This is a genomic window from Desulfotomaculum sp. (assembly GCA_003513005.1).
GTDB lineage: Bacteria > Bacillota > Desulfotomaculia > Desulfotomaculales > Nap2-2B > 46-80.
Map to the genome: position 1 here is coordinate 43,946 of DOTD01000032.1, position 25,863 is coordinate 69,808.

Annotated in this window: 28 protein-coding genes and 5 pseudogenes; 19 read left to right on the top strand and 14 right to left on the bottom strand. The window is 45.5% G+C overall.

The features are described 5' to 3' along the window. Together DEH07_03560 and DEH07_03565 are read left to right on the top strand one after the other, a co-directional pair. Positions 1 to 270 (top strand): ferredoxin, encoded by a 270-nt coding sequence (locus DEH07_03560; protein ID HBY03617.1) that lies wholly within the window; start codon positions 1 to 3, stop codon positions 268 to 270. A gap of 49 nt (positions 271 to 319) precedes the next feature. Then, positions 320 to 928, top strand: a complete 609-nt coding sequence (locus tag DEH07_03565; protein ID HBY03618.1) for a protein-S-isoprenylcysteine methyltransferase — start codon at positions 320 to 322, stop codon at positions 926 to 928. Between the two features lie 83 nt (positions 929 to 1,011). Here DEH07_03565 and DEH07_03570 read toward each other — a convergent pair whose 3' ends face one another. The 6 genes and pseudogenes from DEH07_03570 to DEH07_03595 form a co-directional block, all read right to left on the bottom strand. Beyond that, entirely contained in the window at positions 1,012 to 1,668 is a 657-nt protein-coding gene (locus DEH07_03570) for a hypothetical protein (protein ID HBY03619.1), read from the bottom strand. Then, the gene (locus DEH07_03575; GenBank protein ID HBY03620.1) at positions 1,668 to 2,354 is read right to left on the bottom strand and encodes a hypothetical protein; all 687 of its coding nucleotides are present in this window, start codon (positions 2,352 to 2,354) and stop codon (positions 1,668 to 1,670) included. Before DEH07_03575 ends, DEH07_03570 begins: the two co-directional genes overlap by 1 nt. A 216-nt stretch (positions 2,355 to 2,570) precedes the next feature. Continuing rightward, positions 2,571 to 3,533: pseudogene (locus tag DEH07_03580) on the bottom strand (hypothetical protein). A 10-nt stretch (positions 3,534 to 3,543) separates the two neighbouring features. Beyond that, positions 3,544 to 3,789 carry a thioredoxin family protein gene (locus DEH07_03585; protein ID HBY03621.1) on the bottom strand — a complete coding sequence of 82 codons (246 nt, stop codon included), beginning with the start codon at positions 3,787 to 3,789 and terminating at the stop codon, positions 3,544 to 3,546. Positions 3,790 to 3,846: 57 nt separating this feature from the next. Further along, positions 3,847 to 4,923: an arsenical-resistance protein gene (gene arsB, locus DEH07_03590; protein HBY03622.1), complete on the bottom strand. Its 1,077-nt coding sequence runs from the start codon at positions 4,921 to 4,923 to the stop codon at positions 3,847 to 3,849. Beyond that, positions 4,899 to 5,303, bottom strand: coding sequence for an ArsR family transcriptional regulator (locus DEH07_03595; protein HBY03623.1), 405 nt, complete (start codon positions 5,301 to 5,303; stop codon positions 4,899 to 4,901). The genes arsB and DEH07_03595 overlap by 25 nt, the downstream gene beginning before the upstream one ends. Before the next feature lie 227 nt (positions 5,304 to 5,530). On the opposite strand from DEH07_03595, the gene DEH07_03600 reads away from it, so the two are divergent. The 4 genes from DEH07_03600 to DEH07_03615 all read left to right on the top strand — a co-directional run bounded on the left by DEH07_03600 (position 5,531) and on the right by DEH07_03615 (position 7,395). Beyond that, the gene (locus DEH07_03600) at positions 5,531 to 5,890 is read left to right on the top strand and encodes a PadR family transcriptional regulator (GenBank protein ID HBY03624.1); all 360 of its coding nucleotides are present in this window, start codon (positions 5,531 to 5,533) and stop codon (positions 5,888 to 5,890) included. Positions 5,891 to 5,935: 45 nt separating this feature from the next. After that, on the top strand, positions 5,936 to 6,601 hold the full coding sequence (arsM, locus tag DEH07_03605; protein HBY03625.1) for an arsenite S-adenosylmethyltransferase: 666 nt from the start codon (positions 5,936 to 5,938) through the stop codon (positions 6,599 to 6,601). A 206-nt stretch (positions 6,602 to 6,807) separates the two neighbouring features. Next, positions 6,808 to 7,038 (top strand): hypothetical protein, encoded by a 231-nt coding sequence (locus DEH07_03610; GenBank protein HBY03626.1) that lies wholly within the window; start codon positions 6,808 to 6,810, stop codon positions 7,036 to 7,038. A 69-nt stretch (positions 7,039 to 7,107) separates the two neighbouring features. Beyond that, positions 7,108 to 7,395 (top strand): hypothetical protein, encoded by a 288-nt coding sequence (locus tag DEH07_03615; protein ID HBY03627.1) that lies wholly within the window; start codon positions 7,108 to 7,110, stop codon positions 7,393 to 7,395. 234 nt (positions 7,396 to 7,629) lie between these two features. Here DEH07_03615 and DEH07_03620 read toward each other — a convergent pair whose 3' ends face one another. The 4 genes and pseudogenes from DEH07_03620 to DEH07_03635 all read right to left on the bottom strand — a co-directional run bounded on the left by DEH07_03620 (position 7,630) and on the right by DEH07_03635 (position 9,807). Next, positions 7,630 to 7,788, bottom strand: coding sequence for a hypothetical protein (locus tag DEH07_03620; GenBank protein HBY03628.1), 159 nt, complete (start codon positions 7,786 to 7,788; stop codon positions 7,630 to 7,632). Then, positions 7,785 to 8,006, bottom strand: a pseudogene (locus tag DEH07_03625) (hypothetical protein). Before DEH07_03625 ends, DEH07_03620 begins: the two are co-directional and overlap by 4 nt. Before the next feature lie 30 nt (positions 8,007 to 8,036). Next, positions 8,037 to 9,017, bottom strand: a complete 981-nt coding sequence (locus tag DEH07_03630) for a histone deacetylase (protein ID HBY03629.1) — start codon at positions 9,015 to 9,017, stop codon at positions 8,037 to 8,039. A 163-nt stretch (positions 9,018 to 9,180) separates the two neighbouring features. Beyond that, positions 9,181 to 9,807, bottom strand: coding sequence for a hypothetical protein (locus tag DEH07_03635; protein HBY03630.1), 627 nt, complete (start codon positions 9,805 to 9,807; stop codon positions 9,181 to 9,183). A 161-nt stretch (positions 9,808 to 9,968) separates the two neighbouring features. On the opposite strand from DEH07_03635, the gene DEH07_03640 reads away from it, so the two are divergent. Beyond that, positions 9,969 to 10,613 carry an adenylate kinase gene (locus DEH07_03640; protein HBY03631.1) on the top strand — a complete coding sequence of 215 codons (645 nt, stop codon included), beginning with the start codon at positions 9,969 to 9,971 and terminating at the stop codon, positions 10,611 to 10,613. A gap of 275 nt (positions 10,614 to 10,888) precedes the next feature. Continuing rightward, positions 10,889 to 11,812, top strand: a complete 924-nt coding sequence (gene trxB / locus DEH07_03645; GenBank protein HBY03632.1) for a thioredoxin-disulfide reductase — start codon at positions 10,889 to 10,891, stop codon at positions 11,810 to 11,812. Between the two features lie 333 nt (positions 11,813 to 12,145). Here trxB and DEH07_03650 read toward each other — a convergent pair whose 3' ends face one another. Continuing rightward, positions 12,146 to 12,370, bottom strand: coding sequence for a hypothetical protein (locus tag DEH07_03650; protein ID HBY03633.1), 225 nt, complete (start codon positions 12,368 to 12,370; stop codon positions 12,146 to 12,148). Between the two features lie 159 nt (positions 12,371 to 12,529). On the opposite strand from DEH07_03650, the gene DEH07_03655 reads away from it, so the two are divergent. Continuing rightward, positions 12,530 to 15,385 carry a DNA polymerase III subunit epsilon gene (locus DEH07_03655; GenBank protein HBY03634.1) on the top strand — a complete coding sequence of 952 codons (2,856 nt, stop codon included), beginning with the start codon at positions 12,530 to 12,532 and terminating at the stop codon, positions 15,383 to 15,385. 173 nt (positions 15,386 to 15,558) lie between these two features. On the opposite strand, the gene DEH07_03660 is transcribed toward DEH07_03655, so the two are convergent. Continuing rightward, positions 15,559 to 16,380 carry a metallophosphoesterase gene (locus DEH07_03660; GenBank protein ID HBY03635.1) on the bottom strand — a complete coding sequence of 274 codons (822 nt, stop codon included), beginning with the start codon at positions 16,378 to 16,380 and terminating at the stop codon, positions 15,559 to 15,561. Positions 16,381 to 16,461: 81 nt separating this feature from the next. On the opposite strand from DEH07_03660, the pseudogene DEH07_03665 reads away from it, so the two are divergent. The 8 genes and pseudogenes from DEH07_03665 (at position 16,462) to DEH07_03700 (ending at position 23,812) form a co-directional block, all read left to right on the top strand. Continuing rightward, positions 16,462 to 16,830, top strand: a pseudogene (locus tag DEH07_03665) (serine hydrolase). A 93-nt stretch (positions 16,831 to 16,923) separates the two neighbouring features. Continuing rightward, complete coding sequence (locus DEH07_03670; protein HBY03636.1) at positions 16,924 to 17,256, top strand: hypothetical protein; 333 nt, start codon at positions 16,924 to 16,926, stop codon at positions 17,254 to 17,256. A gap of 299 nt (positions 17,257 to 17,555) precedes the next feature. Next, entirely contained in the window at positions 17,556 to 18,692 is a 1,137-nt protein-coding gene (locus tag DEH07_03675; GenBank protein ID HBY03637.1) for a GGDEF domain-containing protein, read from the top strand. A gap of 107 nt (positions 18,693 to 18,799) precedes the next feature. Then, positions 18,800 to 19,836, top strand: a pseudogene (locus tag DEH07_03680) (inorganic phosphate transporter). 67 nt (positions 19,837 to 19,903) lie between these two features. Further along, positions 19,904 to 20,470 carry a DUF47 domain-containing protein gene (locus tag DEH07_03685; protein HBY03638.1) on the top strand — a complete coding sequence of 189 codons (567 nt, stop codon included), beginning with the start codon at positions 19,904 to 19,906 and terminating at the stop codon, positions 20,468 to 20,470. A 45-nt stretch (positions 20,471 to 20,515) separates the two neighbouring features. After that, entirely contained in the window at positions 20,516 to 23,152 is a 2,637-nt protein-coding gene (locus DEH07_03690) for an MBL fold metallo-hydrolase (protein HBY03639.1), read from the top strand. A 199-nt stretch (positions 23,153 to 23,351) separates the two neighbouring features. Then, a complete protein-coding gene (locus DEH07_03695; GenBank protein ID HBY03640.1) occupies positions 23,352 to 23,603 on the top strand; it encodes a hypothetical protein in 252 nt (83 codons plus the stop codon). Then, the gene (locus tag DEH07_03700; protein HBY03641.1) at positions 23,600 to 23,812 is read left to right on the top strand and encodes a hypothetical protein; all 213 of its coding nucleotides are present in this window, start codon (positions 23,600 to 23,602) and stop codon (positions 23,810 to 23,812) included. Before DEH07_03695 ends, DEH07_03700 begins: the two co-directional genes overlap by 4 nt. Positions 23,813 to 24,050: 238 nt before the next feature. Here DEH07_03700 and DEH07_03705 read toward each other — a convergent pair whose 3' ends face one another. Together DEH07_03705 and DEH07_03710 are read right to left on the bottom strand one after the other, a co-directional pair. After that, positions 24,051 to 24,329: a hypothetical protein gene (locus DEH07_03705; GenBank protein ID HBY03642.1), complete on the bottom strand. Its 279-nt coding sequence runs from the start codon at positions 24,327 to 24,329 to the stop codon at positions 24,051 to 24,053. Positions 24,330 to 24,373: 44 nt separating this feature from the next. Beyond that, on the bottom strand, positions 24,374 to 24,751 hold the full coding sequence (locus DEH07_03710; GenBank protein HBY03643.1) for a hypothetical protein: 378 nt from the start codon (positions 24,749 to 24,751) through the stop codon (positions 24,374 to 24,376). Between the two features lie 287 nt (positions 24,752 to 25,038). Between DEH07_03710 and DEH07_03715 the strand changes: the two are divergent. Together DEH07_03715 and DEH07_03720 are read left to right on the top strand one after the other, a co-directional pair. Then, a pseudogene (locus DEH07_03715) lies at positions 25,039 to 25,528 on the top strand (hypothetical protein). A gap of 12 nt (positions 25,529 to 25,540) precedes the next feature. Then, on the top strand, positions 25,541 to 25,863 hold a 323-nt coding region (locus DEH07_03720), incomplete at its 3' end, for an integron integrase (protein HBY03644.1).

Here is a 25,863-nt window from a genome sequence, read left to right on the forward strand (position 1 = left end):
GTGACTTCTTTGAAGTATTTAAAAAATGTGGTTACGTTGGCGCTTGACAAAGAGAAATGCACCGGATGCGGGATCTGCACTAAGGTTTGCCCGCACCAGGTATTTAGTATTGTTAGCGGAAAGGCAGCCATTCGGGATAGGGACTCCTGCATGGAGTGTGGCGCCTGTGCGATGAACTGCCCTTTTTGCGCCATTTCGGTAGCGGCCGGGGTGGGCTGCGCCTACGCGGTAATTAAAGGTAAATTCGGTAAGGGTGAGGTTTGCTGCTAGTTTTATTAAACAGGGGGCAAAACATGTTGGATAAAAGGGGAATCTAAAAATGAAATATTTGTTAATATCAGCATTGTGGATAGGATACTGTTCACTTCATAGTTATTTAATCAGCATCAGATTTACTAATCTTATGACCCGTTTATTGAAAAACTATTACGCTTTTTATAGACTGTTTTTCATATTGATTTCATGTTTTTTGCTTATTTTATTAATTAATTTCACTACGCAATTGGATAATGAAGTAATTATATTTTATGCAGGGCCTTTAAATGTTGTCCGCCAGATACTCGCATATACTTCTCTGACAATGTTCTTTTGGGCTTTCTTCTTTAACTATGATTCTTTATCGTTTTTTGGAATTAGGCAAATATTAAACGCTATGAAAAGAAATAAAATGAATTCTAAAAATGAGGTTAAAAAAAGAGGGCTGTTGGGTATAGTGAGGCACCCGATGTATTTAGCGTTAATAATATTTTTGTGGTGTGAAACCTTCAGTATGGCTGATATTATTGTATATACAATATTGACTGTATATATTATTATAGGAACAATACTCGAGGAAAAGAAACTCGTTTTAGAATTTGGCAATGCTTACGTCGAATATCAAAAAGAAGTTCCGATGTTGATTCCTTTTGCTATAAGAAAAGTTAAGTAGTAACGACCAATCCAATCATAACAGGCCTACAATTAACGGGCTGATTACAGCGGCAATTGTCTTCCCCGACTTTTCACTGGAGGCTACACAAAAAAAGTAAAATATACACCCAACCCCATCAATATAAGAGCGCTTAATTTATTTAATCCATTTAAAAAAGCCTGACCTTTTAACACCGATTTTAACAAGCCGGTAAAGGTCCCTACTATCAAAAGGGGCAGGCACCGTGCAATTGCGTAAAAGAGAAGAAACCAAAAGCCGAAAAAAAAGTCGGCCTTGGTAGCAGCCAGAGCAAGCACTGTCGTAGTTATAGGAAGGGTGCAGGGTGAAGCGAGGAAAGCAAATGGTATTCCCAGCAGAAAAGCCCCGATCATACCCTTGCGTGAACCGGCAAACAACTTCAACGAATCCTGCCCTAAACTCACATTCCATGGCAAAACGCCCGCAACAACCAAACCCATTACAAACATAAGAATGCCCAGAATTTTATAAATATACGAAAGGTAATGCATCACCATACCTATTCCGGAAGCAACCAATCCTAAAACGGCCAAAGTTAGTGAAATGCCAACAACGAAAGAGAGCGTCAGAAAAAAGCACCTCAACCTGGAAACCTCTCCCGAACCTCCAACATAAGCTGCTACAAGCGCAGCCGCGGGCAGGGTACAAGGGCTAAGACCGGCCAGCAATCCTGCAATAATGGCGGCGCCTAATGTTAACTCGTTAATCAATGGTACCATTAATTTAATCCTCCAAAAACCCTGTCAATCTCTGCCATATTTAAAGGTCCTTCTTGCTTGATTAAAACACTGTTGCTTGCATCAACAACAACGATCGACGGAATGTTATTAATTCCAAAGCTGGATGCATATTGCAGCAATTGTTTATGATAGTCGACGTCGCCTACACTTACGTCAAGCCATATAAATGTCACCCGGTTTCCGTACTTGCTCTCAATTGATTTAACTTCACTGCGGCGCTGCTCAAACTTTTGCCTTGTCGCCTCACAGCAACCTGCACTATTAGTAAAAACATAAACCTTCGCAGGCAGGACAACTTTGGTATCTGTTTCGTTCTCCAATTTAATTTCTGTTTCATTGTCTGTGTTGGTTTCCGATTTTGTTTCTAAGTTAGTTTCTTCTTTTTTATCTGATTGTGACTGCTCTGTATTCACGGGTATAGCGATTTTACTCTGTTGACTGCCAGGCTTGTCTGATCCAGTGTTTTTCTGATCAGTCTTATCAGAAGTTGATTCTTCAGCGCCGGTCTGACTGCCGTCAGGAACCTGGTTGTTTGAAGCCGTTTGTCCGCTCGGGGAGGTCTGTTTTTGGACAGGTTCTTTTTTTGAGTTAGAAGAACATGCTGATAACAGGACCGTTAAACAACACATTAATATGATAAAATAGGCGATCTTTCTTTTCGACAAAAAACCCACCCCATTCGTTAATGATATTGTTGCCACTTTTCAACTTAGCCTATATTTTTCTAATCAAGATACACCAACCAACTTTTAAAAAACATTGTGTTAGTCAAATTGCAAGGCTTTCATAACCTGTTTTATTGATGAAAATACGAGATACATTTTCAATCTGATGTGTAGGTTTCCTTTGTAAGCCAGTGTGATAAAAATCGAATATAATTATTATAGAATAATCATATTAAACAAATAACCTACACAAATAATTGCCACAGCTACAATGCCGAAATATACTGCCAGCAGTTTTGGTTTCAGTACCTGCTTGAGGATTATAGCTTCCGGTAAGGACAGCGCCGTCACAGCCATCATGAAAGCAAGGGCTGTGCCCATTGCCATCCCGGTTCTGACCAGTTCCTTTACTACGGGGATCAGCCCGGCGGCATTTGAATACAAAGGAATGCCAATAACAACCGCCAACGGGACCGCCAATGGATTAGCCGGGCCGGCATACTGGGTCAGGAAACCGGCCGGGGCATAGCCATGCATGGCAGCTCCAATACCTACACCGATTACGACCCAAAGCCACACTTTTGTAAATATCTGCTTTGTATATGCAATAGATTGATCAATCCGGTCTTTCCAGGGCATTTGGGGATTATCCGTACCGCAGCCGCATTGTGAAGCGGTTATCTGATACACATATTCCTCCACAAGATGCTCAAGTTTCAGCCGGCCTAATATCGTGCCGCCAATTATCGCTACGATTACCCCACTTGCAATATATATGAGGGCTATCTTCCAGCCGAACGTCAGCCAGAGCATACCCAGGGCAACCTCGTTAACCATCGGTGAAGATATTAAAAATGAAAACGTAACGCCAAGCGGGACCCCCGCTTCTACGAAGCCGATAAATATCGGCACCGCTGAACAGCTTCAGAAAGGGGTGACAATACCCATCAGCGCTGCGATAATATTCCCGACAAATTCACGTTTATGTCCTAAAAGGTTCCTTGTTTTCTCGGGTGGGAAGAAACTCCTGATTATGGCTATGACGAATATGATCAAGATCAGCATAAATAATATTTTTACTGTGTCGTAGAAGAAAAAATTAATAACAGAGCCAAAGTGAGATTCAGGAGATAACCCGATGAGGTTATAAACCAGGTAATTTACAGCCTGCTGCCACATTCAATTACCCTCATTTCTTAATCTCGCCGGTGATAATGTTTTTTAACTTTTCCTTTGACGGAAGCGGACCGGTAAGCTTAACCTGTCCGTTTATAACTAACGCCGGTGTCATCATCACTCCGTAAGAAGCTATATCTTTGAAGTCTTTTACATGCTCCACGTCAGCTTCTTCATTTAAATATTTTAACACTTCAAGAACCATCTGCTCAAGCTTATTGCAGTTTGCGCAGCCTGCGCCAAGTATTTTGATATCCATTCTTTTTGGGCCACCTTTCTTTTTTTAGTATTCTTGTATTATCTTTCTCCCTGTATTTCAGCTGCAAAAATATTTGCGTTTGAAACCGAGGGCAATATTGACCAATCCAATCATAATCGGCACTTCAATAAGCGGGCCGATTACAGCAGCAAAAGCCTGACCGGAATTAATTCCAAATACGGCAACTGTAACAGCAATTGCCAGCTCAAAGTTATTGCTGGCGGCAGTAAAAGCAAGTGTCGTAGTCTGGCCGTAATTAACCCCAAGAGATTTGCATAGAAAAAAGGCAAGGAAGAACATTATTATGAAGTAGAAAAGTAACGGTATGGCAATTCTAATCACGTCCATAGGCAGGGTTATAATATAACTACCCTTCAGAGAGAACATGACGATAATTGTAAACAGCAGGGCAATCAGAGCCAGAGGGCTGATCTTGGGGATGAATTTTTTCTCATACCAGTCCTTACCCTTCACAGGGAGCAGTGAGAACCTGGTGATCATACCGCCGATAAACGGTATACCGAGATAAATAGCTACACTCTTGGCCACATCTGTCATGGAAATATGAACAACCATTGATTTAATACCTATCCACTGGGGCAATATTGTTACAAAAAAGTAGGCGTAAACTGAAAAGAAAAGAATCTGGAAAAACGAGTTTAAGGCAACCAATGCAGCCGCATACTCTAAATCACCCTTAGCCAAAGAGTTCCAAACAATGACCATAGCAATACAGGGGGCTATGCCGATGATTATTATGCCTGCCATATATTCGGGGTAATTATGTAATAGAATGATGGCTAGAAAAAACATCAGAACAGGCGCGATAATCCAGTTTAGAATTACAGCCAGTGTTAGTACCTTGCCATTCTTAAATACTTTGCCAATTTCCTCGTATTTTACTCTGGCTAAAGGTGGGTACATCATAACAATCAGGCCGATGGCGATTGGTATCGAAGTAGTTCCGATCTGGAACTTTTTTAAAAGACCGCCCACTTCCGGTACGACATAGCCCAACCCTACTCCAAAAAACATAGCTAAAAAGATCCACAAAGTTAAATACTGGTCCAGTATGGATAATTTGGCTGCTGCCTTTTCGGACACGTATGTTACCTCCTTTTCCCTTTTGAACATGTTGTACATGTTTCTTCTTCAATCATCCCTGCGCAAACTTCGGGATCAAAACCCATCTCAGTGCAGAGATTAGGGTTTTGCCTTAACGGTGAGGGTTTCGCTAAGGAGCAGGAGAAGCAGGAAAGACTTTCAAGAAACACGTCCATTTGTTTGAGCAATTCCTTAAGGCCATCTTTGTTCAGGTTGTAAAATACGATCTTTCCCTCTTTTTCACTGTTGATCAGGCCTGCCTGTTTTAAAATTTTTAGGTGGTGGGCAATAGCCGGCTGCGATAGGCCGATGGCCTGGATAATCTCACAGGCTCCCATTTCCTGAGCGGCCAACAATTTTAATATATTTTGCCTGTGCGAATCCCCCAAAGCTTTTAATCTATTTAACACTGGTCAATAATCCCTCATTCCACAAAAAGCTTTCATACTATATTATATACATATTTAAATAATTAGATATATAAATTTTTAAATTTTATTGACAGAATTTATGCATAGCCGTACAATATATCTGCGCTCTATGCATTATGCTTCTATATATTAAATGGAAGTGAAGAGGTGATTTTACAATAAAGTGCGAGTACGAATCACAAGAGTATTGGGCGGGGCTAATCAAAATGAGTCTTTCCCGGTTTTTTATTCTATATGTGCTTCATTTGCAGCCACTACACGGTTATGAAATAACCAAACATATTGCCGAACTGACCAATGGTTGTTGCGCTCCTACAGAAGGAAGTCTTTATCCCGTATTAAGGGAATTCAAGGAAGCCGGACTGGTAGACTTACTTATACAGATTGTATGCGGCCGTGAACGCAAGGTATATACTCTGACACCCAAGGGTGAAAAGGCCTTGGGTGTTGCATCACAAGCCTGGTGCGAGGTAGCTGATTTATTAAAAATGCCACAAGACAACAGCTTTAGTTGCAAAGAAAAAAATGGCGCTGATCATTTAGGAGCCAAAAGTCGATACGATTAATTTTGAAATATAAAGAACTATAAAGGTTAAAAGGGGGCGTGAACTTTGAATAATAAAGAAGAAATAAGAGACATAATTAGAAAAAATTATTCCGAGGTTGCTTTAAAAGGTTCTGCAGGGGAGTGCTGCAGCGGAGGCTGCAGTTGCAGTGGTCCGCAGATGGATATCGTGGATATTGCCATTAAAATTGGTTATTCTGAAAGCGACTTTGAAGATGTTCCGATTGAAGCCAATATGGGGTTGGGCTGCGGAAACCCGATTGCTATTGCACCACTTAAAGAAGGGGAAGTGGTACTTGACCTTGGCAGTGGCGGCGGATTTGATTGTTTTTTGGCAAGAAAGCAGGTCGGTGAAACCGGGTTTGTTATTGGAGTGGATATGACACCGGAAATGATAAATCTATCTTTGGATAAGCAGCAAGTTTTTAATGAAATGTACAGAATACTTAAAACCGGAGGGAGGATATCTATATCTGATATTGTTGCTACAGCGGAATTACCGGAGCATATAAAGAACAGCCCTGCCAGTATCTGTAGCTGCGTGGCTGGCGCTGAGCATGTTGAAAATATAAAAACTATGCTTCAGAATGCTGGTTTTACAAACATCCACTTGATTCCAAAAGATAACAGCAAAGAAATAATAAAAAGTTGGGTCCCCGGCATGGAAGAGTTTATTGCCTCTTTTATAATTGAAGCAAAAAAAGGGTCGTGAAAAAAAGATACATTTTTAAGGGACAACAAGTTTATCAAGCGGCGTTCAAGTTTGGATATGGCAAGTAAATTAAAACACAATTTAAAGGAGGTTGAAGGAAAGTGAAAGAAGTCACTGTCACCGTATTCGGAACTGATGCTTTTATGCCGGCATCCAGCTGCTGAGGTCCGTCCACCGGAGACGCATGTTGCGGCTCTGCGAAGACCATGCAGGAAGAAGCTGAAGCTTTAAATAAATCGCTTGTACAGAGTTTTGGCGAAGCAATCCGCTATGCCTATGTTGATGTGCTAAGCAGCGAGATGAATAATTACCCGGAGATTGCGCAAATCCTGAATCGAGTCAGACTACCCCTGATTGTTCTTAACGGTCAACCCCGCTTCCACGGTGGGATTTCAAAAGAAGTGATCGCAGATGCAGTGGGTGATCTTGCAAAATGATACCTATATGCCGATTATTGGGCATAGCTGCACAAGTGCATATTTTAAAAAAAGGGGTGTTAATCAGATATGAGCGGTAGTGATCCTAAAGCGTCAAAAATATATAAGATAGACGTTGGCGGAGATATGATAGGATTGTCTGGAGTAGAGCAGGCTTTCCTTGAGGTAATGAAACTTGGTTTAAAGGGCGATCAGGCTGCTGAAAAAATATTGGAAATAGTTGAGAGAACAAACTTTATTCCTGAAGGTTCGGAAAGGCAATACAAGTGGGCTCTATCTTTGGCATACAGAAACTATTTAGCTGATCCATCAACAGGAAAAAAGGCTATGGAATTTGATCAGAAACCAGCATGTTGAGACACCTGATAATATATCTCTTCTGTTTTGGTAAAACAGAATTAATTTATTAAAAGTAAACTCCTGCGTAAATGAACTGCCTTTAGAAAATTGGTACATCAAAAGAAAAACACATTAGCATTTACTCCATCTGTGGTACGGGTGCATGGATTCATACTCCCTGGTTGTTTGTTTGGTTATCTTATGCCAGGGAATGCCGATTTTTGCCCCTACAAGAGAAGCCAGGGCGCACCGTCAGAGTATGGGGTCAACTTCCGCCAGCAGTCTGTCAAAGACATCATACGGGTCGCAGGCAAGGAAATCATCTTTTGTGCCAATGCCTATTCTTTCAAGTTTGCCGGCGATTACTTTGCCGATATTGGGCAGTTCAAGAAGGCTGCTTTTATTTTTCATTTTTCCTCCGTCCACATTTGTTTATGTCGACAACCCCGTCCTCCTGCCTGGTATTTGACTGGTATTTGACACAAGAGTACCGTCCCCTTGATCCTTTCCGGCCCGTATTCCTCGGCAATCACCTGGATGATTGCCGCCCCAAGCTCCTTCATCAGGCTGAACAGCCAGGCCGGGCATTTTCCGGGATGTTACGGAAGGTTCGCAACGCCTGTCCGCATATAAATTCATCCTAAATCATCAAAATTCTATCAGCACATACCCTTGTCCATGTCGAAATCCCAGTATTTATCATGGATCTTTTTAACTTCGTTAATGTCGTTTTTAAACATGGAGGATACGGTTGTGGTTCTTTTAAGGCCGGTATCTTCATGGATATTAAAATTCAGTCCCGAAAGGGCGTTAAAAATTGCGGCCACCGAGACGGCTTGGCCTTCCAAATTGTATCCGCCTTCCAAAGTGGCTGTGATACGCCCGTCGCAGCATTTGTCCGCTATGTTCATAACGATTTTAGTCAGGTTTTCAAAGCCCAGTGAGGTTAGACGCATCGCTCCGATTGGGTCGCTGTGATGAGAATCCTGTCCGGCGGAGATTAGAATGAACTGGGGTTTGTACTGTAAGGCGGCAGGATATAAAATTTCCTGGAAGACAGTTTCGTATTCAATATCGCCCATCCTTGCTTCAAGGGGGACATTGATTGTAAACCCTTCCCCTTCTCCCCTGCCAATGTCTTTTGTCCAACCGGTGCCGGGGTAAATCCAGCCCTGGTGGACTGAGAAGTAAAGTACTTTTGCTGTATTATAAAAGGCAGCTTCTGTCCCGTTCCCGTGGTGGACGTCCCAGTCAACAATCAGGATTCTTTCCAGGCCATATGTTTTTTCCAGGTAGCGGGCGGCAATGGCTGCATTATTGAAAAGGCAGAAACCCATCGCCCGTTCCGGCATGGCGTGGTGGCCCGGCGGCCTGACGAGGGCAAATGTGTTCCGGAACTTACCCTCCATTACTTTGTCAACTGCGCACAGGAGTCCCCCTGCCGCCAACATGGCGGCGTCATAAGAACGCTCCGAGGTATAAGTGTCCGGGTCCAGGTTTCCACCCCCGTTTAAACAAATCTGCCTGATGCCTTCGATGTGGGCGGGCGAGTGTACCAGGGCAATTTCTTCTACTGTGGCGGGGCGGGGAGGTATGCTTTGGATATAGTCCAGGATGCTTGTTTCTTTTAGTTTGGACATGATTTTTTCCAGGCGTTCCGGACATTCAGGATGATATACCGTATAGTGATCAAGATAGAGCGGGTCATATACATACCCTGTTTGGCTCAAACAAAAACACTCCCTTTTTGCAATTCTATCACACGGTTTTTTACTAAACAAGGCTGGCGCGGCCTACTTTGGTTTATGCCAGCAGGGCGGCTATAATGCCGACTAAAAATATCCCGTCGAACACTCCGGCGCCCCCGATGCTTAAGACATGGCTGCCCATGTCCCGGAACTTGTTCAGGTTAAGCAGGTCTGCTCCTGTCAGGGTCCCCCACACTCCGGCGATATAGGCTACCGGAGCGGCGTATTCACGGGCCAGAAGGAGCGCTGCGGCTGCCGCCACCAGGGGAGGAATGAATGCCGGCAGGGAGATGCCCATGCCGGGGACCGGACGGGCCAGGGCCTTTGAAACTATGGCAACAATTGCTGCGGCCAGGATAGTCGGTGGAAAGGGAGCCCGGTAAAGAAGATAGAAGCTGAACAGAACGGGTATGACAGCGCCTCCCAGATTGACCGCAATAACCTGTTCGCTTACCCGCGGCGGGTAATAAAAAAAATAATTTAAGGGCGGCATCCGCTCTTTGACCAGGCGCCGGGAAACGGGGATATTGATAATTCCCCCGATCAGGGAAAGTCCGAAGAGAAAGACAGCGCCCTGCGGTGACAAACCCAGTTTGGTAAAGGAAAATGCCGCAACCTGGAAAAAGAATATAAAGATTAGAAAAGGAAGCAGGACAAATAAAGCGAGGAATAAAACCGGCACAGGCAGCGCTCCCTTCTATATTCAGCAATTTAATATTATCTTAAACAGAGAAGGAAATAAAGTGAACCGTATCGAATAAAAAATTAATATTTGTGGGACGACCATGTGGTATAATTTTTTTGGCCGCGGGTCTAAAGAAAATTTTCCGGGAGGGGACAAGTATGAATTTATTGATTATGGGACCGCCGGGCGCCGGCAAAGGTACACAAGCTGAAGTGCTGGTAAAAGAGCTTTCTATTACCCATATTTCCACGGGCGACATGTTCCGCAGCGCGATCAAAGAAGGAACGGAAATGGGTAAAAAGGCCAAGGAGTACATGGACCAGGGGGGACTCGTACCTGATGAAGTAGTCGTCGGCATGGTTAAGGAAAGACTGGCAATGCCAGACTGCGCCAAGGGATTTTTACTTGACGGTTTTCCGCGCACACTGCCCCAGGCGGAAGCCCTGGATGAAACTCTAAAAGCTTTAACCATTAAATTGGACGGCGTAATTAACATTGATGTGCCGCGTGAAAGGCTGATGGCCAGGCTGACCGGGCGCAGGATCTGCAAGGGCTGCGGGGCAAGCTACCATGTTCTGTTTAACCCGCCAAAAAGCGAAGGAAAGTGCAATTCCTGCGAGGGCGAGCTCTACCAGCGCAGCGACGACAACGAAGAAGCCGTTTCCAACCGGTTGGATGTCTATGAGTCACAGACCCAGCCGCTTATTGATTACTACGTAAAAGTAAACCTGCTTAAAAATATCAACGGTGACCAGGATATTAAGAAAGTCCTTGATGACGTCCTGGCCAGTCTCAAAGGTTAGGACTGTTCGTAAAAGTATAAATTACCAGGCAAGTTTTTAAAACCCCGCCAATATAAATCAACTAAGAAAGAGTTGAGGGAGGTGGGGTGCAAAGAAAAACCTTGCCGCAATTTGTAGTCGATTAAACTGACAAAGTCTGGGGGCGCCTGTTTTGATACAGGCGTCCTCAATGTTTCAGACGGGCGCAAGTATCCGGTCTTTATTGACGTTTAACGATATTTCTAATATGATGAAATTGTAAAAATGTGTAATCAATAACTTTAGGGGGAAGGCAAATGAACGAGCGGGAACTGATTATAATAGGCGGCGGGCCTGCCGGTCTTGCGGCCGGATTGTACGCGGCGAGGGCAAAAATCGATGTGCTGATGCTGGAGCGGGCAATGCCGGGCGGACTTGCGGCCAATACGGAGTTTATAGAAAATTACCCCGGTTTTGCAGAAGGGATCGACGGCGCCGCACTGACAGCCCAGATGGAGGCCCAGGCAAAACGTTTCGGATTGGAAATTATCGGCGCCGATGTCATGGGCCTGACTTTTCAGGACGGAAAGTTTACCGTCAAAACTGACGAAGAGGAGCTGTTCAGCCACTGTGTCATTCTAGCCACCGGGTCGCAGCCGCAGATGCTGGGTGTCCCGGGCGAGGAAAAATTAAGGGGACGCGGGGTTTCTTACTGCGCTACCTGTGACGGGGCCTTTTTCCGCGGCAAGGAAGTAGCCGTAATCGGCGGCGGCGACGCCGCTGTTGGAGAAGCTGTCTTTCTGACCAGGTTTGCCAGCGGAGTGAACATAATCCATCGGCGCGGCGAATTGAGGGCAACCAAGGTTGAACAGCAGAGAGCCATGCAGAACGAGAAAATCAAATTTGTCTTGTTTAACACCGTACAAGAAATTATAGGGCAGGAAGAAGTGGAAGGTGTCGTACTCAAAGATACCCGTACAGAGGCCACTCAGAAGATGGATGTAAACGGTGTTTTTATTTATGTAGGCCAAAAACCCGATTCACAGCTGGTCAGAGAAATGGCCGAACTGGACAATAACGGGTTCATAATCACGGATGACAGTATGCGGACGAGGCAGCCGGGCCTTTTTGCGGCGGGGGACGTGCGCCAGAAGCTGTTGAGGCAGGTAGTCACGGCAGTGGCTGACGGGGCAATCGCAGCAGTGGCGGCAGGGAAATATCTCGAGGAGATCGGGAAATAAAAACAGATTGGATTTAAAAAAGAAGAGCTGTATCTGAAGATACAGCAGAGAAAGGGAGAGGAGATTAGGTTGTTATCAATTGGTTAATCTCATTATAATACAGTCAATCAAGGAAAAAAGGATTTACCGGCCAGTGGTTAAAATTGGTCCTTAAAAGTGTATATGTCTTTTAAACGGTATGAAATGTCCTTTTATTCTGAAAAACATGGAAATGGCCGCGGCCGGAAACCGTTGATACCCGATATCAACCTTCTAAAGCCAAAAAAGTGCCACTCGAAGGAAATTTTTATATTTTCAATATTTTCCGTAGTGTCTATCAATATATAATACGCCCTACCTTCCGGGATTCAGGAAAGTTCCCATGATCTGGTTTAATACCTGGACCTCCTCCGGTTTCATAGTCTGGTCGAGGTTATCCATCATGTTTTTGATTAAATTCATCAGCGTATCCTGGTCCATCATCGACACCATCTGTTTCAACATGGACGGATCAAAATTTTGAAGCAGGCTGCGGATCAGTTCCGAGAAATTATCGATGTCAAGCGGAGTATTTGTCATTTGTGTTTTCGCCTCCCAAGCTATGCTTTAAATTTATTAATAGACTATTCTCTCGATAGCTTTATTGTTACTCTGAAAGATTAATCAATCAGGCAGGATTATTTTAGAAAAACATCGAAGAAAGCTTAAATCCCCACTTTTACTTTTGGAGAATAAGAAATGCTTGGCTCCTTTGTGGTCTGTGATCTGGAAACAACGGGTCTTTCTCCCCGGCAGGATGAGATTATCGAAATAGGCATGGCGCTTGTTGAAAACGGTGAGGTCGCCGCAAGCTACCACAGTCTTGTGCGGCCTTCGCAAAAACTTCCGGTAAGTATACGCCGCCTGACCGGCGTAGACGATCAGATGCTCGCCTCCTGCCCGGAGCTGCCGGAAGTGCTGCCCCGCGCCCTGGAATTTCTTGGCGGTTATCCGCTGGTCGGACATAATGTGGGTTTTGATAAAAGTTTTCTTGAGGAAGCGGCCGGCCCGCTGAAGAATCAGTCATACGACACGCTTGAACTGGCCCGGATCGTCCTTCCCTTTTCGCCCGGCTTCAGCCTGAGCGCTCTTTGCCGGTTCCTGGGCATTAAAAATGAAAAAGAACACCGGTCGCTTTCCGACGTTTTGGCCACGGTCGAGCTATACGGGAAATTGGTTGAAGCCTTGAAAAGGCTCGATACAAGGGTTATTTTACAAGTTACTGCTTTTCTTTCGCAGGCAGGTTCTTCCTGGGTTAAGCCGCTGTCGGGCGCATTGAAGGATTTAACCGGCGGCGCCGCGCAGAAAGGAAACGGCGAACCGGCTGTTTGCGCAATTCCGGAATTAGGCCGTCCGGAACAGTATAATGTAAAAACAGCTCCTGCAGAAACCTCTTTCCTGCCTGAGTTCGAAGACCTTCCCTCCCTGTTTGAAGCGAAAGGGCGGCTGGCCTTAAACCTTGCGGATTACGAATACCGTCCCCAGCAGGAACAGATGGTGCGTGCGGTCAGCAGCGCGCTTTACGGGCAGAAGTATCTCTTAATGGAAGCCGGAACGGGCACGGGCAAGTCCATAGCCTATCTGATCCCGGCGCTGCACTGGGCATTAACCCGCGGCGAACGTGTGGTTGTATCGACACGGACAATAAACCTTCAGGAGCAGCTGTGGTCAAAAGACATCCCCGGCCTGCTCGGCGCCCTGTCCTGGCCTTGTAAGGCCGCGCTGGTCAAAGGCAGGTCAAACTACCTCTGCCTGCGCAGATGGTCCGGTGTCCAGGCTGCCGCAAACTCCCGCCCCGAGGAAGCGTCGTTCTACGCCCGGGTGCAGGTTTGGGCAGCGGCGACTGCCACAGGTGACAGGAGCGAACTGAATATTTCCTCATTTGAACAGGATTACTGGTCGAACATCTGCTCCGACAGCGAAAACTGCCTGGGCATGCGCTGCCGCTGGTTCAAAGGGCAGTGTTTCGTAACCAAAGCGCACAGGGCGGCGGAGGCGGCCAACCTGATTATTACCAATCATTCACTGCTTTTTTCCGATATCCGCATGGAAAACAAAGTATTACCCGATTATGGTCCTTTAGTGATTGACGAGGCCCACCATCTCGAGGATGCCGCCACCGAGCAACTGGGGCGCCAGATGAGTTGGACTGCCGTAAGGCGCTGGACGGGCATTGTGAGCAGGCTGCTCGCGCAGCCCGACATTCTTGTGCCCAGCGCTGATTTTGAAATATGGCGGCAAACCCGGCAGGAAGCGCGCAATGCCCTTGCGCTCCTGCTCCGTGATGCGCAGCTCTTTTTTGAGTCTGCACGCGTACTGGTTATTTCCCGGGCATCCTCCAGTAACCAGAGCACGGACCGCCGGACGTTCCGGATCAGGCGGACCGGTCTGGAAAACAAGGTTGTTTTTTTAGAAGCGGAATACTCGAATCTGGAATACCGGTTTGGAGAATTGCTGGACTATCTTCATAAACTTTCCGGTATCCTGGAGACCTGGCTGCAGGGCGGCTCCAGCGAGCTCTGGAGCGGGATGTCCGCCGAAATAAACCAGCATCTTTCCTGCGGCCGGGAACTGGCGGAGGATCTTGCCTTTATCATGTCCTGCCGGGAGAATAACTTTGTTTACTGGGCGGAAGCGGCGGAAGAAACTTACGGCTGCTTTCTCCATGCTGTTCCGGTGCAGGTGGGTGAAATGCTGAATGAACAGCTTTTTAAATCAAAAGAGACAGTGGTTTTTACTTCCGCAACCCTTACTGTGGGCGGTTCCTTCGAGCATTTCAAGGAACGCACGGGTTTGGACCTTGTCCCTGCAGAAAAGCTGATCGAGTTACAGGTTGATTCCCCTTTCAGCTACTCCGACCAGTCCCTGTTATGCATAGCCAGGGATATTCCTCCACCGTACGAAGTTCCCGGAGGGGATTATTTTGAAGCCCTGCTGGAAAGCCTGACGGGTTTGATCAGGGCTGTCCAGGGAAAGACACTGGTCCTTTTTACGTCACACCAGGCACTCCGGGAGGTGCACCGGAGGCTGAGAGATTTCTGCGAACAGGAAAATCTCTACTTGCTCGCGCATAACATCGACGGGGGCCGTACCCGCCTGGTCGAGGAATTCCGCAAGAGCGACCGCGCCGTTCTGCTGGGAGCGTCCAGTTTCTGGGAAGGGATAGACATACCCGGTGAAGCCCTTTCCTGCGTGGTCATCGTCAAACTGCCTTTTTGGGCGCCGGGAATACCTGTCATTGAAGCCCGGCTTGAAGAACTCGCCGGCAGGGGTAAGGACGGCTTTTTGCACTACAGCCTGCCCCAGGCCGTAATCAAATTCAAGCAGGGTTTCGGCCGGCTGATCAGGACCATGCGCGACAGGGGCGTTGTGGTGGTTTTAGACCCGCGCCTTTTAAGCAAAAGATACGGGCGGCATTTTTTAATTTCACTGCCGGTTAAAACGCACTTCCGGGGGGATACCTGGATGATTAAGGATAAAGTCGCCCAATGGTTAAATTATCCTGCCGCTCATCCCGGAATACAGGAGCCAAAAGATGTCACATTCGATGCCTGACCGTAATAGAATATTAAAAGAATAACCTTAAGGGGTGAGAGAATTGCGCGTTTATTTTATAAAGCTGCCCTTTTTTATAAGGAATTTTTTATTGAGACTGCAAAATAGATAATCGTGAACATCCTGGCAGGGAATCCCTGCTCTTTTTTTTGCAAGTGAATAAGGCCGCATTATTACTGTTCTTTTTTCAAGCTAATTATATTAATTTGCGGCCGTGCAAAGAATCTAACCGGCAGAGCTGTTGTACCGGCGCCATTGGATACAACAACTGTTGTATAGCCTGTATCTACAACTCCCGTTCTGTACTTTTGCTTATTCTCTATAGGTACATATGGAGCCCACAGCCCAAAAAGAGTTACCTGCCCTCCATGTGTATGTCCGCTTAATACTAAATCAATGTTGCGGGTTTTTATTTCTTCTGCAAAATCGGGATTATGGGATAATAGAATTACAAAATCCTGCTCGCTAACATCAAATGTGGTCGGATTTATATCCTGAATATCCTCAAACATATCCCCTACACCGCCGATTTTTATCCTTTCGCCGTTTTTATAAACCCATTCTGCTTTGTTGTCCAATAGCCTTATCCCTGCGTCTTTGGCAAGTATTCTCGTCAGTCCGGCGCTTTTCCAATGATCGTGATTGCCTAAAACTCCAAATATCCCCATAGTTGCTTTCAAATTTTTCAGTTCTTCAAAACACGGTTGTATATACTTTGAATTCTTAAATACATAATCTCCTCCCAACAAGATAATTTCCGGACTAAGCTTGTTAATTTGTTGGACAAGGCTTCTAACTCTTTCTCTTGAGAAAAATGGCCCATGATGAATATCTGAGACGAACACAATTTTCGTATTTTCAAAAGAAGCAGGAAGGTCTTTGTCTATAATATTTGTTTCTTTTAATTCCAACCAGTATGGCTCGATAAATGCATAGAGAAGCAATAATATTAAAAAGAAGCTTATTAAAAAATTTTTATTGTATATTATCCTCATACCGTGTTAATCCTCTAAAAAGTTAATTTTCATTTTTCTATATCCTAATTCTGATTAATTATACTTTTTGGTTATTATATTACCATAAAAGAAATGCATAAGCGGCACTTTACACATGACCCGTCTCTGGGAGGTATGACTCTCGGCTTTATAGAGGGTGTTTTTAATGACAAGGATGTTCTTTTTCACAGTGGAAGCACTATGCTCTGCAACACATGCCTCTATCTGGTACCCGGAGTAAATACCGGGATTTTTATTTCCTACACTGGTGGTAATCATCTTCTTCATTCCGAGGTTTTTCAGGAGTTTATGTATTTTTACTATCCGGTTAAAGCTGAAATAATAGGAGCGCCTAGCGAAGGCAGCCAAGAAAGGGTGAAAAAGTTTACTGGTGAATACCAGATGAACCGGAGAAGTATTACCACTGATGAGAAAATTAACAGCATATTAGGAAATGGAAAAGGGTTGTTAACCGGTTATTCATCTGGATCGCTGCCTGACGAACTATTATTGGAAGTGCTGTAGCAGGCATAAGCAAAAATAATGGAAGCGGCTTCCGCAGACGAACTGATGTTAATGAAAAACAATGCCTTGTTAGTACACAAAATAACCGTGCATGACTGGTATAAGCAATATTTTACCGGCGAAGTATACCATTTGCTGGTTGTCGTCATTGATGAATCTCTGAAGGGAACCGGGGCTTTAAGAAACATCCTCATGCCGGTGATTAATGAATGCGAAGAAAAGAAGATACCCATCGTGTTGCAGACCCACAATCCTGATAATGTTCCGCTTTATCAACATTATGGCTTTGAATTAATGGAAACCCATTATTCCGAAGAACTGGACTTATCTTGTTTCTGCATGGCACGATAGACAATTATGTTGCTAGCAGGGAAATGGCGCCCTCTTATTGTACTAACTTAACCATTGCATTTCGATTATTGGACGGTTTTGAAAATGTCAAGAAGTTTTGTCATTTTTGGAAATTGTTTTTACACAAATTTACTGCAGACGCATAACTGCTGATGTATAATATTGAATATAATTTCTTAATAGGTGAGATATGGATTATATTACTTTAAAAAACAGGAAGCTGAGAGATTGATAAATTGAATTATCTAAGTTATCTAATCTAAGCTAAATGGTTTTCGAGTCTTTAATGGTTATAATAAATGAGGTTGAGCAATAAGATGGATTTATTGGTTCGTCTTGACATAAACATTTTTTCCCTGATAATTTCCGCACTGATATTTTTTGACATGTATAAATGGGATGAGAAGCAATTTCTACAATACAGGCTGTTTATTGCATTATTAATTTCAAACATGGTCTTGTTGATTTTAGATTCTCTTAGCTGGTTGTTTGACGGGCACGCCGGACCGACCATTTCATTAGTATTAACAAGTGTTTGTATTCTGTATTATATAATGAATCCCCTGCCACCTTTTTTGTGGTCGCTTTATGCCCACCATCAGGTGTTTCATGATGAAAGACGTACAAGAAAGCTATTCCTCCCCTTATTAATACCTGTAATAATATTTGCACTGATTTCAATAACGAGTCCGTTAACTAATTGGCTGTTTTTTTTGGATGGGAATAATGTCTATCATCGAGGAAAAGATTTTTATCTGGTAGTAATAATCTGCTACACATATCTGATTTGCACTTTTGTACTTATCTTTATGAACAAGCGCAGTATAGAAAAGAGACACTTTGTCCCGTTATTGTTATTTCCTGCTCTCCCTTTTATCGGTGGTATACTGCAGGCTATTTATTATGGGTTGGTATTGGTTTGGAGCAGCATAACCCTATCAATCTTAATAGTTTACCACAGCATACAGAACCATAGATTAAGCACTGATTTTTTAACCAACATATACAACCGCAATGAGCTTGAGCAATACTTAAACATAAAAATTCGTAACAGCGCTAATAAAAATTCATTCTCAGGAATTTTTATAGATATCGATAATTTTAAACAAATCAATGACAGCTATGGTCATAAAATGGGCGATAATATGCTGATAGATACCGCCGGATTGATTAGAAAAAGTTTGCGAAAAGATGACTTTTTTGCCAGGTATGGCGGAGATGAATTCATTGTCATTCTGGATATTCAAGATATTTCGGTTTTAGAACAGACAGTCTTGAGAATAAATTCGAATGTAAGAAATTATAACTCAAACAGCGAATACCCTTTTAAACTAAGCATAAGCATGGGTTACGATATTTACGACCCAAAATCCGGTATGGATAAAGATATGTTCATTAAACATATTGACGCCCATATGTATGAAAAGAAAAAATAATAGAAGTTTATAAGAAAACAGATTTAGAGTTTATATTTGTGGGATGACAGCGGGCTTAAAAGGTCTTAAGCTTATTTTCCCGGCCTGGCAAGTGGGAGGAGAGCAGCATGACGGATTCACTTACACTCATACTGCTGGCAGTTATTCTAATAACTTTTATTTTCACACTAACCAACGGACTGCATGACGCCAGTTCAGTTGTTGCTACTTTTATTGCCTCCGGAGCCGCCAGCCCGGTTCAAGCTGTTGTTTTAGCCGCTGTCTGCGGCCTTATAGGCGCTGTGGTGAGCGGCAGCGCAGTATCCAATACTATTTCTTCCGTAGTAAATATTCCAATCCAGGCAGATCTGCCCAAAGTCCTTCTGGCGGCTATGGCTGGAGCCGTATTGTGGAATGTGATTACCTGGTAGGCCGGATTTCCTTCAAGTTCTACACATGCCCTGGTGGGAGGACTTATCGGAGCAGTATGGATGGCGCGAGGGCACAACAGCGTTTTATGGGGCTGGGAGCAATTAATCGGTCCGGCGCATCAATTGGTTGGAGTTAGTAAGATTGTAGCTGCTTTGATTGTCTCGCCGGTTTTGGGTTTTTGCACTGCTTTCTTGCTGCAAAAAGGCGCCAAATTTCTCCTTCGTAATGCCAATTATCGAATAAACTCGGGCATCAAAAAGGTACAATGGATTCTGGCCGGCCTTTTAGCATACAGCCATGCGGGTAATGAAATGATACGCAAAAAATTGCAGGCCTCATATTGATAGCCCTGGTCTCCGCCGGCCATTCCATTGACCCAACGACTTCACTATGGGTAAAAGGTGGTGTGGGAGCGGTTATGTTCATAGGGACGCTTTTAGGAGGCTGGCCTATAATGAAGACGGTGGGGAGAGGTATATACACCATTCGTCCCATCCACAGCTTGAATTCTCAAATATCGTCGGGCGGATCCGTACTGCTCGCGACTGCATTAGGCGCCCCGGTTTCAACAACCCATGTCGTTGTGGGCAGTGCAATGGGAGTAGGCAGCGCTGATGAATTCCGCATGGTCAATTAGAATATCGGTAAGGAGATCGTTATAGCCTGGTGTGTTACCATACCGGCATCGGCGATAGCAGCCGCGCTGGTATATTTCTTGTTGCGGTTTTTATAGAGGAGGAACCGTAGTGCGATTTAATTTTTGGGACAGACTGTTTCCAGTAAAACACGATTTCTATAAAATGATAAATGAACAGGCGGCCGCCACTGGCAAGATCGCCGGCACATTGCTGGATTGGCTGGAGAGCCGTTCTCAGGAGGATTACCAGCGCTTATTAGAGAGGATGAGGGAAGCAGATCAAAGCCGGTTAGATATGGAGAAACATCTCATAGAGGCATTCGCTACTCCCTTTGATCGTTCGGAGATATATTCAATATCCATACAAATGAGCCGCATCGCCATATATGCACAATCTACCTTACTGGAAATGGAATCCTTTTCAGTTGCCGCCGACACGACAATCAGGCATATGGTGAAAAATCTTCTTGATGGTGTAGAACAATTGGCCCGGACCATATATTTACTGAGAGAAGACGCCCGCCGGGCTGAAGATCAAATAGGGGGCATTCGCCAGGCTCAAACGCTTGTAGAGGGTTATTATCGAGCCGGTATGAGAAAGTTGTTCGAGGGCCAGGATCTGCTGCGGGCTATGAAATACCGGGAAGTATACCACCACATCAAGGACGCAGCTACTTTTTTAGGTTACACAACCGATGTTTTACACCGGATTATTGTGCGGCTGATTTAAACCGGTAAATAACCATAATATGGGGATGGAAATGAGGTTAAGTCTATGGCAGCGATATTAATAAAAGACGGTATTTGCTGGGTGGGGGTACGCGACCCCGAACTCAGGATTTTCGATGCGGTTATGACTACCGGCATCGGCACCAGATATAACGCCTACTTGATTAAAGGCAGCGAAAAAATGGTACTGATGGAGGTATGCGAGGACAAGTTTTTTGCTCAGTACCTGGATAATGTCAAAAGTGTGACGGATCTTGCTGATATCGACTATCTGATCATGAATCATACTGAGCCGGATCATTCAGAAGCGGTTGCCAAATTGATCGACCTGGCGCCTAATCTTACAGTTCTGGGCAGCCCGACCGCCCTCTCCTTTTTAAAAGAAATTACTAACAAGAAATTTAACGCTAGGGCAGTAAATGACGGCGACCGTATGGACCTGGGCGGGAAAACGCTGCGTTTTATAAGCGCTCCTTTCCTGCACTGGCCGGACACGATTTATACCTACCTGGAAGAGGAGCAAATCCTTTTCACCTGTGATTCATTCGGATCGCACTATCCGGATGAGCGTCTCTTTAATGATCTGATGGAGAGCGACTTTATCACCCCGTATAAAGAGTATTTTGATGCTATTATCGGTCCTTTTAAGCCCTATGTTTTAGAAGCGCTGGACAAGATAAAAGACCTCCCCCTGGCCATGGTGGCCCCCGGTCACGGCCCGGTTCTGCGCAAAGACATCGACCGCTATATTGATCTTTACCGGCAATGGTCCACCCGTCCTCCCATTCCCCAAAGCGGCAAGCCCAAGATAATTCTTGCCTGCTTGAGCATCTACGGCTTCACCAAAAAGCTGGCTGACAGCATTGTTGAAGGTGTCGAAAGTATCGGTGATTTCGAGATCAGAAGATACCGGCTGATCGAAGACAAATTAGATGATCCTGAACTGTTGGACCGGGTGGCGGAGGATCTTTTAGACGCCAGCGGATTTTTAATCGGATCGAATACCGTCAACGGTGATGTCCTGCCCCAGGTTTGGAAGCTGCTCGGCCGCCTGTCTCCAATAAGCCATGGGGATAAAGTGGCCATGGCTTTTGGTTCCTATGGGTGGAGCGGGGAAGCCGTACCCGGCATTGAGAACCGTCTGCAGGCCCTGCGCATGCAGGTTATGCCCGGCCTGCGGGTCAAGTTTAAACCCGGCGAAGGCAATCTGGACGACGCCTTCAAGCTGGGTATGGATTTCGGCTGTGCTATTCTCGATAAAAAGCAGGACATATCCATGCATCGCTGGCGATGCTTGGTCTGCGGGCATATTCATGTCGGGGCGGAACCACCTGCAGTGTGCCCGGCCTGCGGTGTAGGGGCGGATAATTTTGTGCGCGAGACCGTGGAAGATGAATTTATTAATGATACTCAGGATAAATTCGTCATCATCGGCGGGGGTATTGCCGCCCTATCGGCTGCTCAAGCCATTCGCAAGCGCAACCGCAGCGCGGAAATCGTTATGTTAAGCGAAGAAGAATACCGTCCCTATTATCGTCCGGCTTTATCCGATCTGCTCGGCGAGGATCTTTCCGATAAACAACTGTATGTTTTCGATCCTGCCTGGTATGCCGACAACCGGGTGGAATTGAAGACCGGCACCCGGGTGGCTAAGATTGAACCGGATAAGCGGACCATAGTTACGGAGCAGGGCGAGAGCATTCCGTATACTAAACTAATTGTCGCCACCGGAGCGCGCAGCAACATGCCTCCATTCAAAGGATTGGAAAACCGGGGTGTCCATGCCCTGCGCAGCCTGCAAGACTCCCTGCTCCTGAAGGAAGCAATTAAGTCTGCTAAAAAGGCCGTGGTTATAGGAGGCGGAGTGTTGGGTTTGGAAGCGGTTTGGGAGATGGTCTCTAGCGGCGTGGAGGTTGCTGTTATCGAGCATAACCAGCGCATCATGCCCCGCCAGCTGGACGAGCCGGCTTCCGGGCGTCTGCAGGCGTTGATGGAAAGCAAAGGCGTAAAATTGTACCTGGGCCTGGACACCGCGGAAATTGTGGGAGACGGCCAGGCGCGGGGTGTGCGGCTAAGCGACGGCCGGCTTCTGGAAGCGGATTTGGCGCTGATCTCCACCGGGGTCAAGCCCAATATGGAATTAGCCCGCGATGCCGGTATAGATGTGGCTCAGGGGATAGTGGTGGATGGCAGTATGCGCACCAGTCAGTCCAGCATCTATGCCGCCGGCGCCGGCGCCCAGTTCGGAGAAAGACTGGTTGAGTTATGGCCGGTTTCCCTGGAGATGGGAAGGGTGGCCGGGGCTGCCGCCGCCGGGGACTGGGTGGAATATAAGGCTCCTTTGCTGTCAACCATGCTAGTGGCTTTTGATATGGAAATATTCTCAATCGGGGAAGTCAATCTGCCCCCCGAACTTTGCCGGATAGTAGAGGTTAACGATCCGGCGGAGAACTTCTTTAAACGCAGCTATATTAAAGACGGCGTACTGGTGGGAGAAATTATTATCGCCCCCAAGGTGGACGCTACCCAATCGATGCAGAATTTGGGCCGGACCAGCGGAGGGCAAAAACGCATCCGGCATTGGAAGTGCCGGGTCTGCGGATATGTGCACGAAGGTCCCGAGCCCCCGGATGAATGCCCGGTATGCGGCTCCCCTAAATATGTGTTTTATCCCATAGACTGATGTGTTGACAGTCTGGGTCAGGTTACCTCATTTTAAAGGAATTCGATTTGTCTGCCGGAATGGAAACCAAGCTGGTGAATTGAAAAGAACCTGTTGTGTTACTCTATTTAGCGTTCTTGAAGTTATCTGTTGTTGACAATACCCGGATATGGTAAAATTAGGTTGGTAGTGCCGAATGATTTGAAGGGAGCGAGATGCCGTGAAAAAAGATGATCTTTTAGAGAGAATCACAATTAATCCGGATATTTTCAATGGTAAACCAATTATCCGCGGCTTGCGTATAAAGGTGGAAAATATGCTTGCTCTCCTGGATCAGGGTGTGACAATGCAAGAAATATTGGAAGACTTTCCAGACATGGAATTGAACGACATTAAAGCCTGCCTGGCCTATGCACGAACTTTGGTAGCAAATGAAAGCATTGGAGCAATTAATTTTGAGGCTGCAAAATGAAATTTCTTGTAGATGTTTGCATTGGAGGAAAAATTGCCAGGTGGTTAAAGGATATCGGATATGATGTTGTGGAAGTGCGAACGAATAATCCGCACATGCCTGATGAAGACATTCTTGATTGGGCATTTAAAGAAAGCAGGATCATACTGACTGCTGATAAAGATACCGTATTTCCTAATCGAATTCGTGTTCGAAATCCAAATATGTGATTTTGCTGATAGAATTTAAGGCGGCCTTTGTACTTCAAGGCCGCTTCTTCTGTAGTAGGGGATAACGCATGGTCAGGCTTGACTTATTATCGGGCTTGACTTTTTTAAAATGGACTGGCTTCCGAAGCTTCGCCGGTTTGCTATAGCGGCGCTTCGCAAAACCGCAATAAAAAGATAAATGAGTAAGTTATATCGAATTTAAGGACTCGGTTCAAGTTAGCGCCCTTCGGGCGGACTTTTATTCTTCCCCTATGTACTCCATGCTATCGTTATTGCATCCAGGACAGCCAACTTTGGGCATGTATCCTTCGTAGTACTCGTTGTTGAACTTGGCCATGCCGATCCCAGCGTCGATGATCGCCTCGTTAACCCAAAGCTCCTCCCCACATATCGGACAAAGATATTTGTACTCCTCCGGGGGAGGCCCGAATGGCTCCTCCCATTCCTTTTCCGTCCATGGCATCTCTTCGCTCTTCGACTTTATATTTGCCTCCCAATATTTCTTTGAATCCATCATAAATCACCCCATACTTGGGATGCCATATCTTCCAAATCTCCATCTTAAGCCCCACAACAAGGACAAACTAAAGGGTCTGTGCCTGTACTCTCCCGGTATCTTTCTCGATAACTCTTCTTGCCGATTATTTTTACCGCGCCCTGGACTACTCCTTTTACTTTGGCAACTGCTTCTTTAATTGTTTCCTTGATCTTCTCAAAACTCTTGGTTGCCTGAACTCCGTAGTACCTGATTCTTTTAAACCTTTTTTGAAAAACATGCTGGACCATTCTCCCTATGAACGTATAAACCTCTATGGTTTCCTTCTCCACTCTCTCCGTCATATGCGACCGATAATGATAAGTCACTTTTTGCCCATCATAAGCATCGACCCTTCTTACTGCTATCGTTTGTATACTATGGGCAGCAGCAAAAGCCCGCAAACCCGCATTCTTAAAATGAAAATTCCTATACGATTAAATTATAGTGGCTTTGCTGGTTGAAAAAGTGTAAAAAAGCAGAGAACATGACGCCGCGCTTTAGGAGAATTTCGTCAGGAAACAGCAGGATTTTTTAAAAATTACCAGAAAATATACATAAGGCGCAAAGGCGCAAAAATAATTGGAAATTTAATTAGAAACGAACATTTTAAGCGATTTTACCCAGTGACACTACCCAGGAGGGCATGCTAATCTTCTTAATAAGGTTATGCAAATTAACAGGAGCGGTTATGCAAAGCACAAGTGCCATCACACATATTGAGGAAGCGAATGGAAGTCGTTCGGACTGTTCATTGGCTGTCCGTGTGAAGCCAAAGTTGCTGGATCGGTTTCGCGAGGCCTTACGTTCACGCCATTACAGCCGCCGAACTGAGCAGACATACGTGATGTGGGTCAAGCGATTCATCTTCTTCCACAATATGCGCCATCCTGCGGAGATGGCCGAGCCCGAGATCAGATGAGGTCAAGGCCGTGTTTAACCATCTAACCGGCGACAAATGGCTCATGGCTTCACTCATGTATGGTGCGGGCCTGCGCCTGATGGAATGCCTGCGGCTGCGCGTCCAGGACATCGACTTTGCCCGAAACGAGATCATAGTTCGGAACGGCAAAGGCGCCAAAGACCGCGTGACGATGCTGCCCGTATCGCTCAAAGCGCCGCTCCAAGAACATCTGAGAAGAGTCAAGGCAGTTCATGAAAAGGACTTGCGCAAGGGGTGAGGGCGCGTCCAGATGCCCGATGCTCTGGACCGCAAATACTCCAATGCTCCGAAGGAGTGGCGCTGGCAATTGGTCTTTCCCCAGGAGCATCGCTGGAAGAACACGAAGACGGGCGAAGAGGGGCGGCATCATGTGGACGAATCGCTGGTCCAGAAGGCAGTGCGGGAGGCCGTCTCCAGAGCGGGACTGACGGAACGCGCCACGCGCCATACCTTCCGCCATTCCTTCGCCACCCACCTGCTTGAAGGGGGCTACGATATCCGGACGGTTCAGGAGCTTCTGGGTCATAGCGATATCAAGACAACGATGATCTATTATGGCAAGAAAAATGTTAT

What these genes read in the sequence shown, in the direction of transcription:
- DEH07_03565 (HBY03618.1), top strand. Translation starts at nt 320, where the DNA reads ATGAAATATTTGTTAATATCAGCATTGTGGATAGGATACTGTTCACTT.
- DEH07_03570 (HBY03619.1), bottom strand. Translation starts at nt 1,668, where the DNA reads ATGGTACCATTGATTAACGAGTTAACATTAGGCGCCGCCATTATTGCA.
- DEH07_03585 (HBY03621.1), bottom strand. Translation starts at nt 3,789, where the DNA reads ATGGATATCAAAATACTTGGCGCAGGCTGCGCAAACTGCAATAAGCTT.
- arsB (HBY03622.1), bottom strand. Translation starts at nt 4,923, where the DNA reads ATGTTCAAAAGGGAAAAGGAGGTAACATACGTGTCCGAAAAGGCAGCA.
- DEH07_03600 (HBY03624.1), top strand. Translation starts at nt 5,531, where the DNA reads ATGAGTCTTTCCCGGTTTTTTATTCTATATGTGCTTCATTTGCAGCCA.
- DEH07_03610 (HBY03626.1), top strand. Translation starts at nt 6,808, where the DNA reads ATGCAGGAAGAAGCTGAAGCTTTAAATAAATCGCTTGTACAGAGTTTT.
- DEH07_03615 (HBY03627.1), top strand. Translation starts at nt 7,108, where the DNA reads ATGAGCGGTAGTGATCCTAAAGCGTCAAAAATATATAAGATAGACGTT.
- DEH07_03620 (HBY03628.1), bottom strand. Translation starts at nt 7,788, where the DNA reads ATGAAAAATAAAAGCAGCCTTCTTGAACTGCCCAATATCGGCAAAGTA.
- DEH07_03630 (HBY03629.1), bottom strand. Translation starts at nt 9,017, where the DNA reads ATGTCCAAACTAAAAGAAACAAGCATCCTGGACTATATCCAAAGCATA.
- DEH07_03640 (HBY03631.1), top strand. Translation starts at nt 9,969, where the DNA reads ATGAATTTATTGATTATGGGACCGCCGGGCGCCGGCAAAGGTACACAA.
- trxB (HBY03632.1), top strand. Translation starts at nt 10,889, where the DNA reads ATGAACGAGCGGGAACTGATTATAATAGGCGGCGGGCCTGCCGGTCTT.
- DEH07_03650 (HBY03633.1), bottom strand. Translation starts at nt 12,370, where the DNA reads ATGACAAATACTCCGCTTGACATCGATAATTTCTCGGAACTGATCCGC.
- DEH07_03655 (HBY03634.1), top strand. Translation starts at nt 12,530, where the DNA reads ATGCTTGGCTCCTTTGTGGTCTGTGATCTGGAAACAACGGGTCTTTCT.
- DEH07_03660 (HBY03635.1), bottom strand. Translation starts at nt 16,380, where the DNA reads ATGAGGATAATATACAATAAAAATTTTTTAATAAGCTTCTTTTTAATA.
- DEH07_03670 (HBY03636.1), top strand. Translation starts at nt 16,924, where the DNA reads ATGGAAGCGGCTTCCGCAGACGAACTGATGTTAATGAAAAACAATGCC.
- DEH07_03675 (HBY03637.1), top strand. Translation starts at nt 17,556, where the DNA reads ATGAGGTTGAGCAATAAGATGGATTTATTGGTTCGTCTTGACATAAAC.
- DEH07_03685 (HBY03638.1), top strand. Translation starts at nt 19,904, where the DNA reads ATGATAAATGAACAGGCGGCCGCCACTGGCAAGATCGCCGGCACATTG.
- DEH07_03690 (HBY03639.1), top strand. Translation starts at nt 20,516, where the DNA reads ATGGCAGCGATATTAATAAAAGACGGTATTTGCTGGGTGGGGGTACGC.
- DEH07_03700 (HBY03641.1), top strand. Translation starts at nt 23,600, where the DNA reads ATGAAATTTCTTGTAGATGTTTGCATTGGAGGAAAAATTGCCAGGTGG.
- DEH07_03705 (HBY03642.1), bottom strand. Translation starts at nt 24,329, where the DNA reads ATGATGGATTCAAAGAAATATTGGGAGGCAAATATAAAGTCGAAGAGC.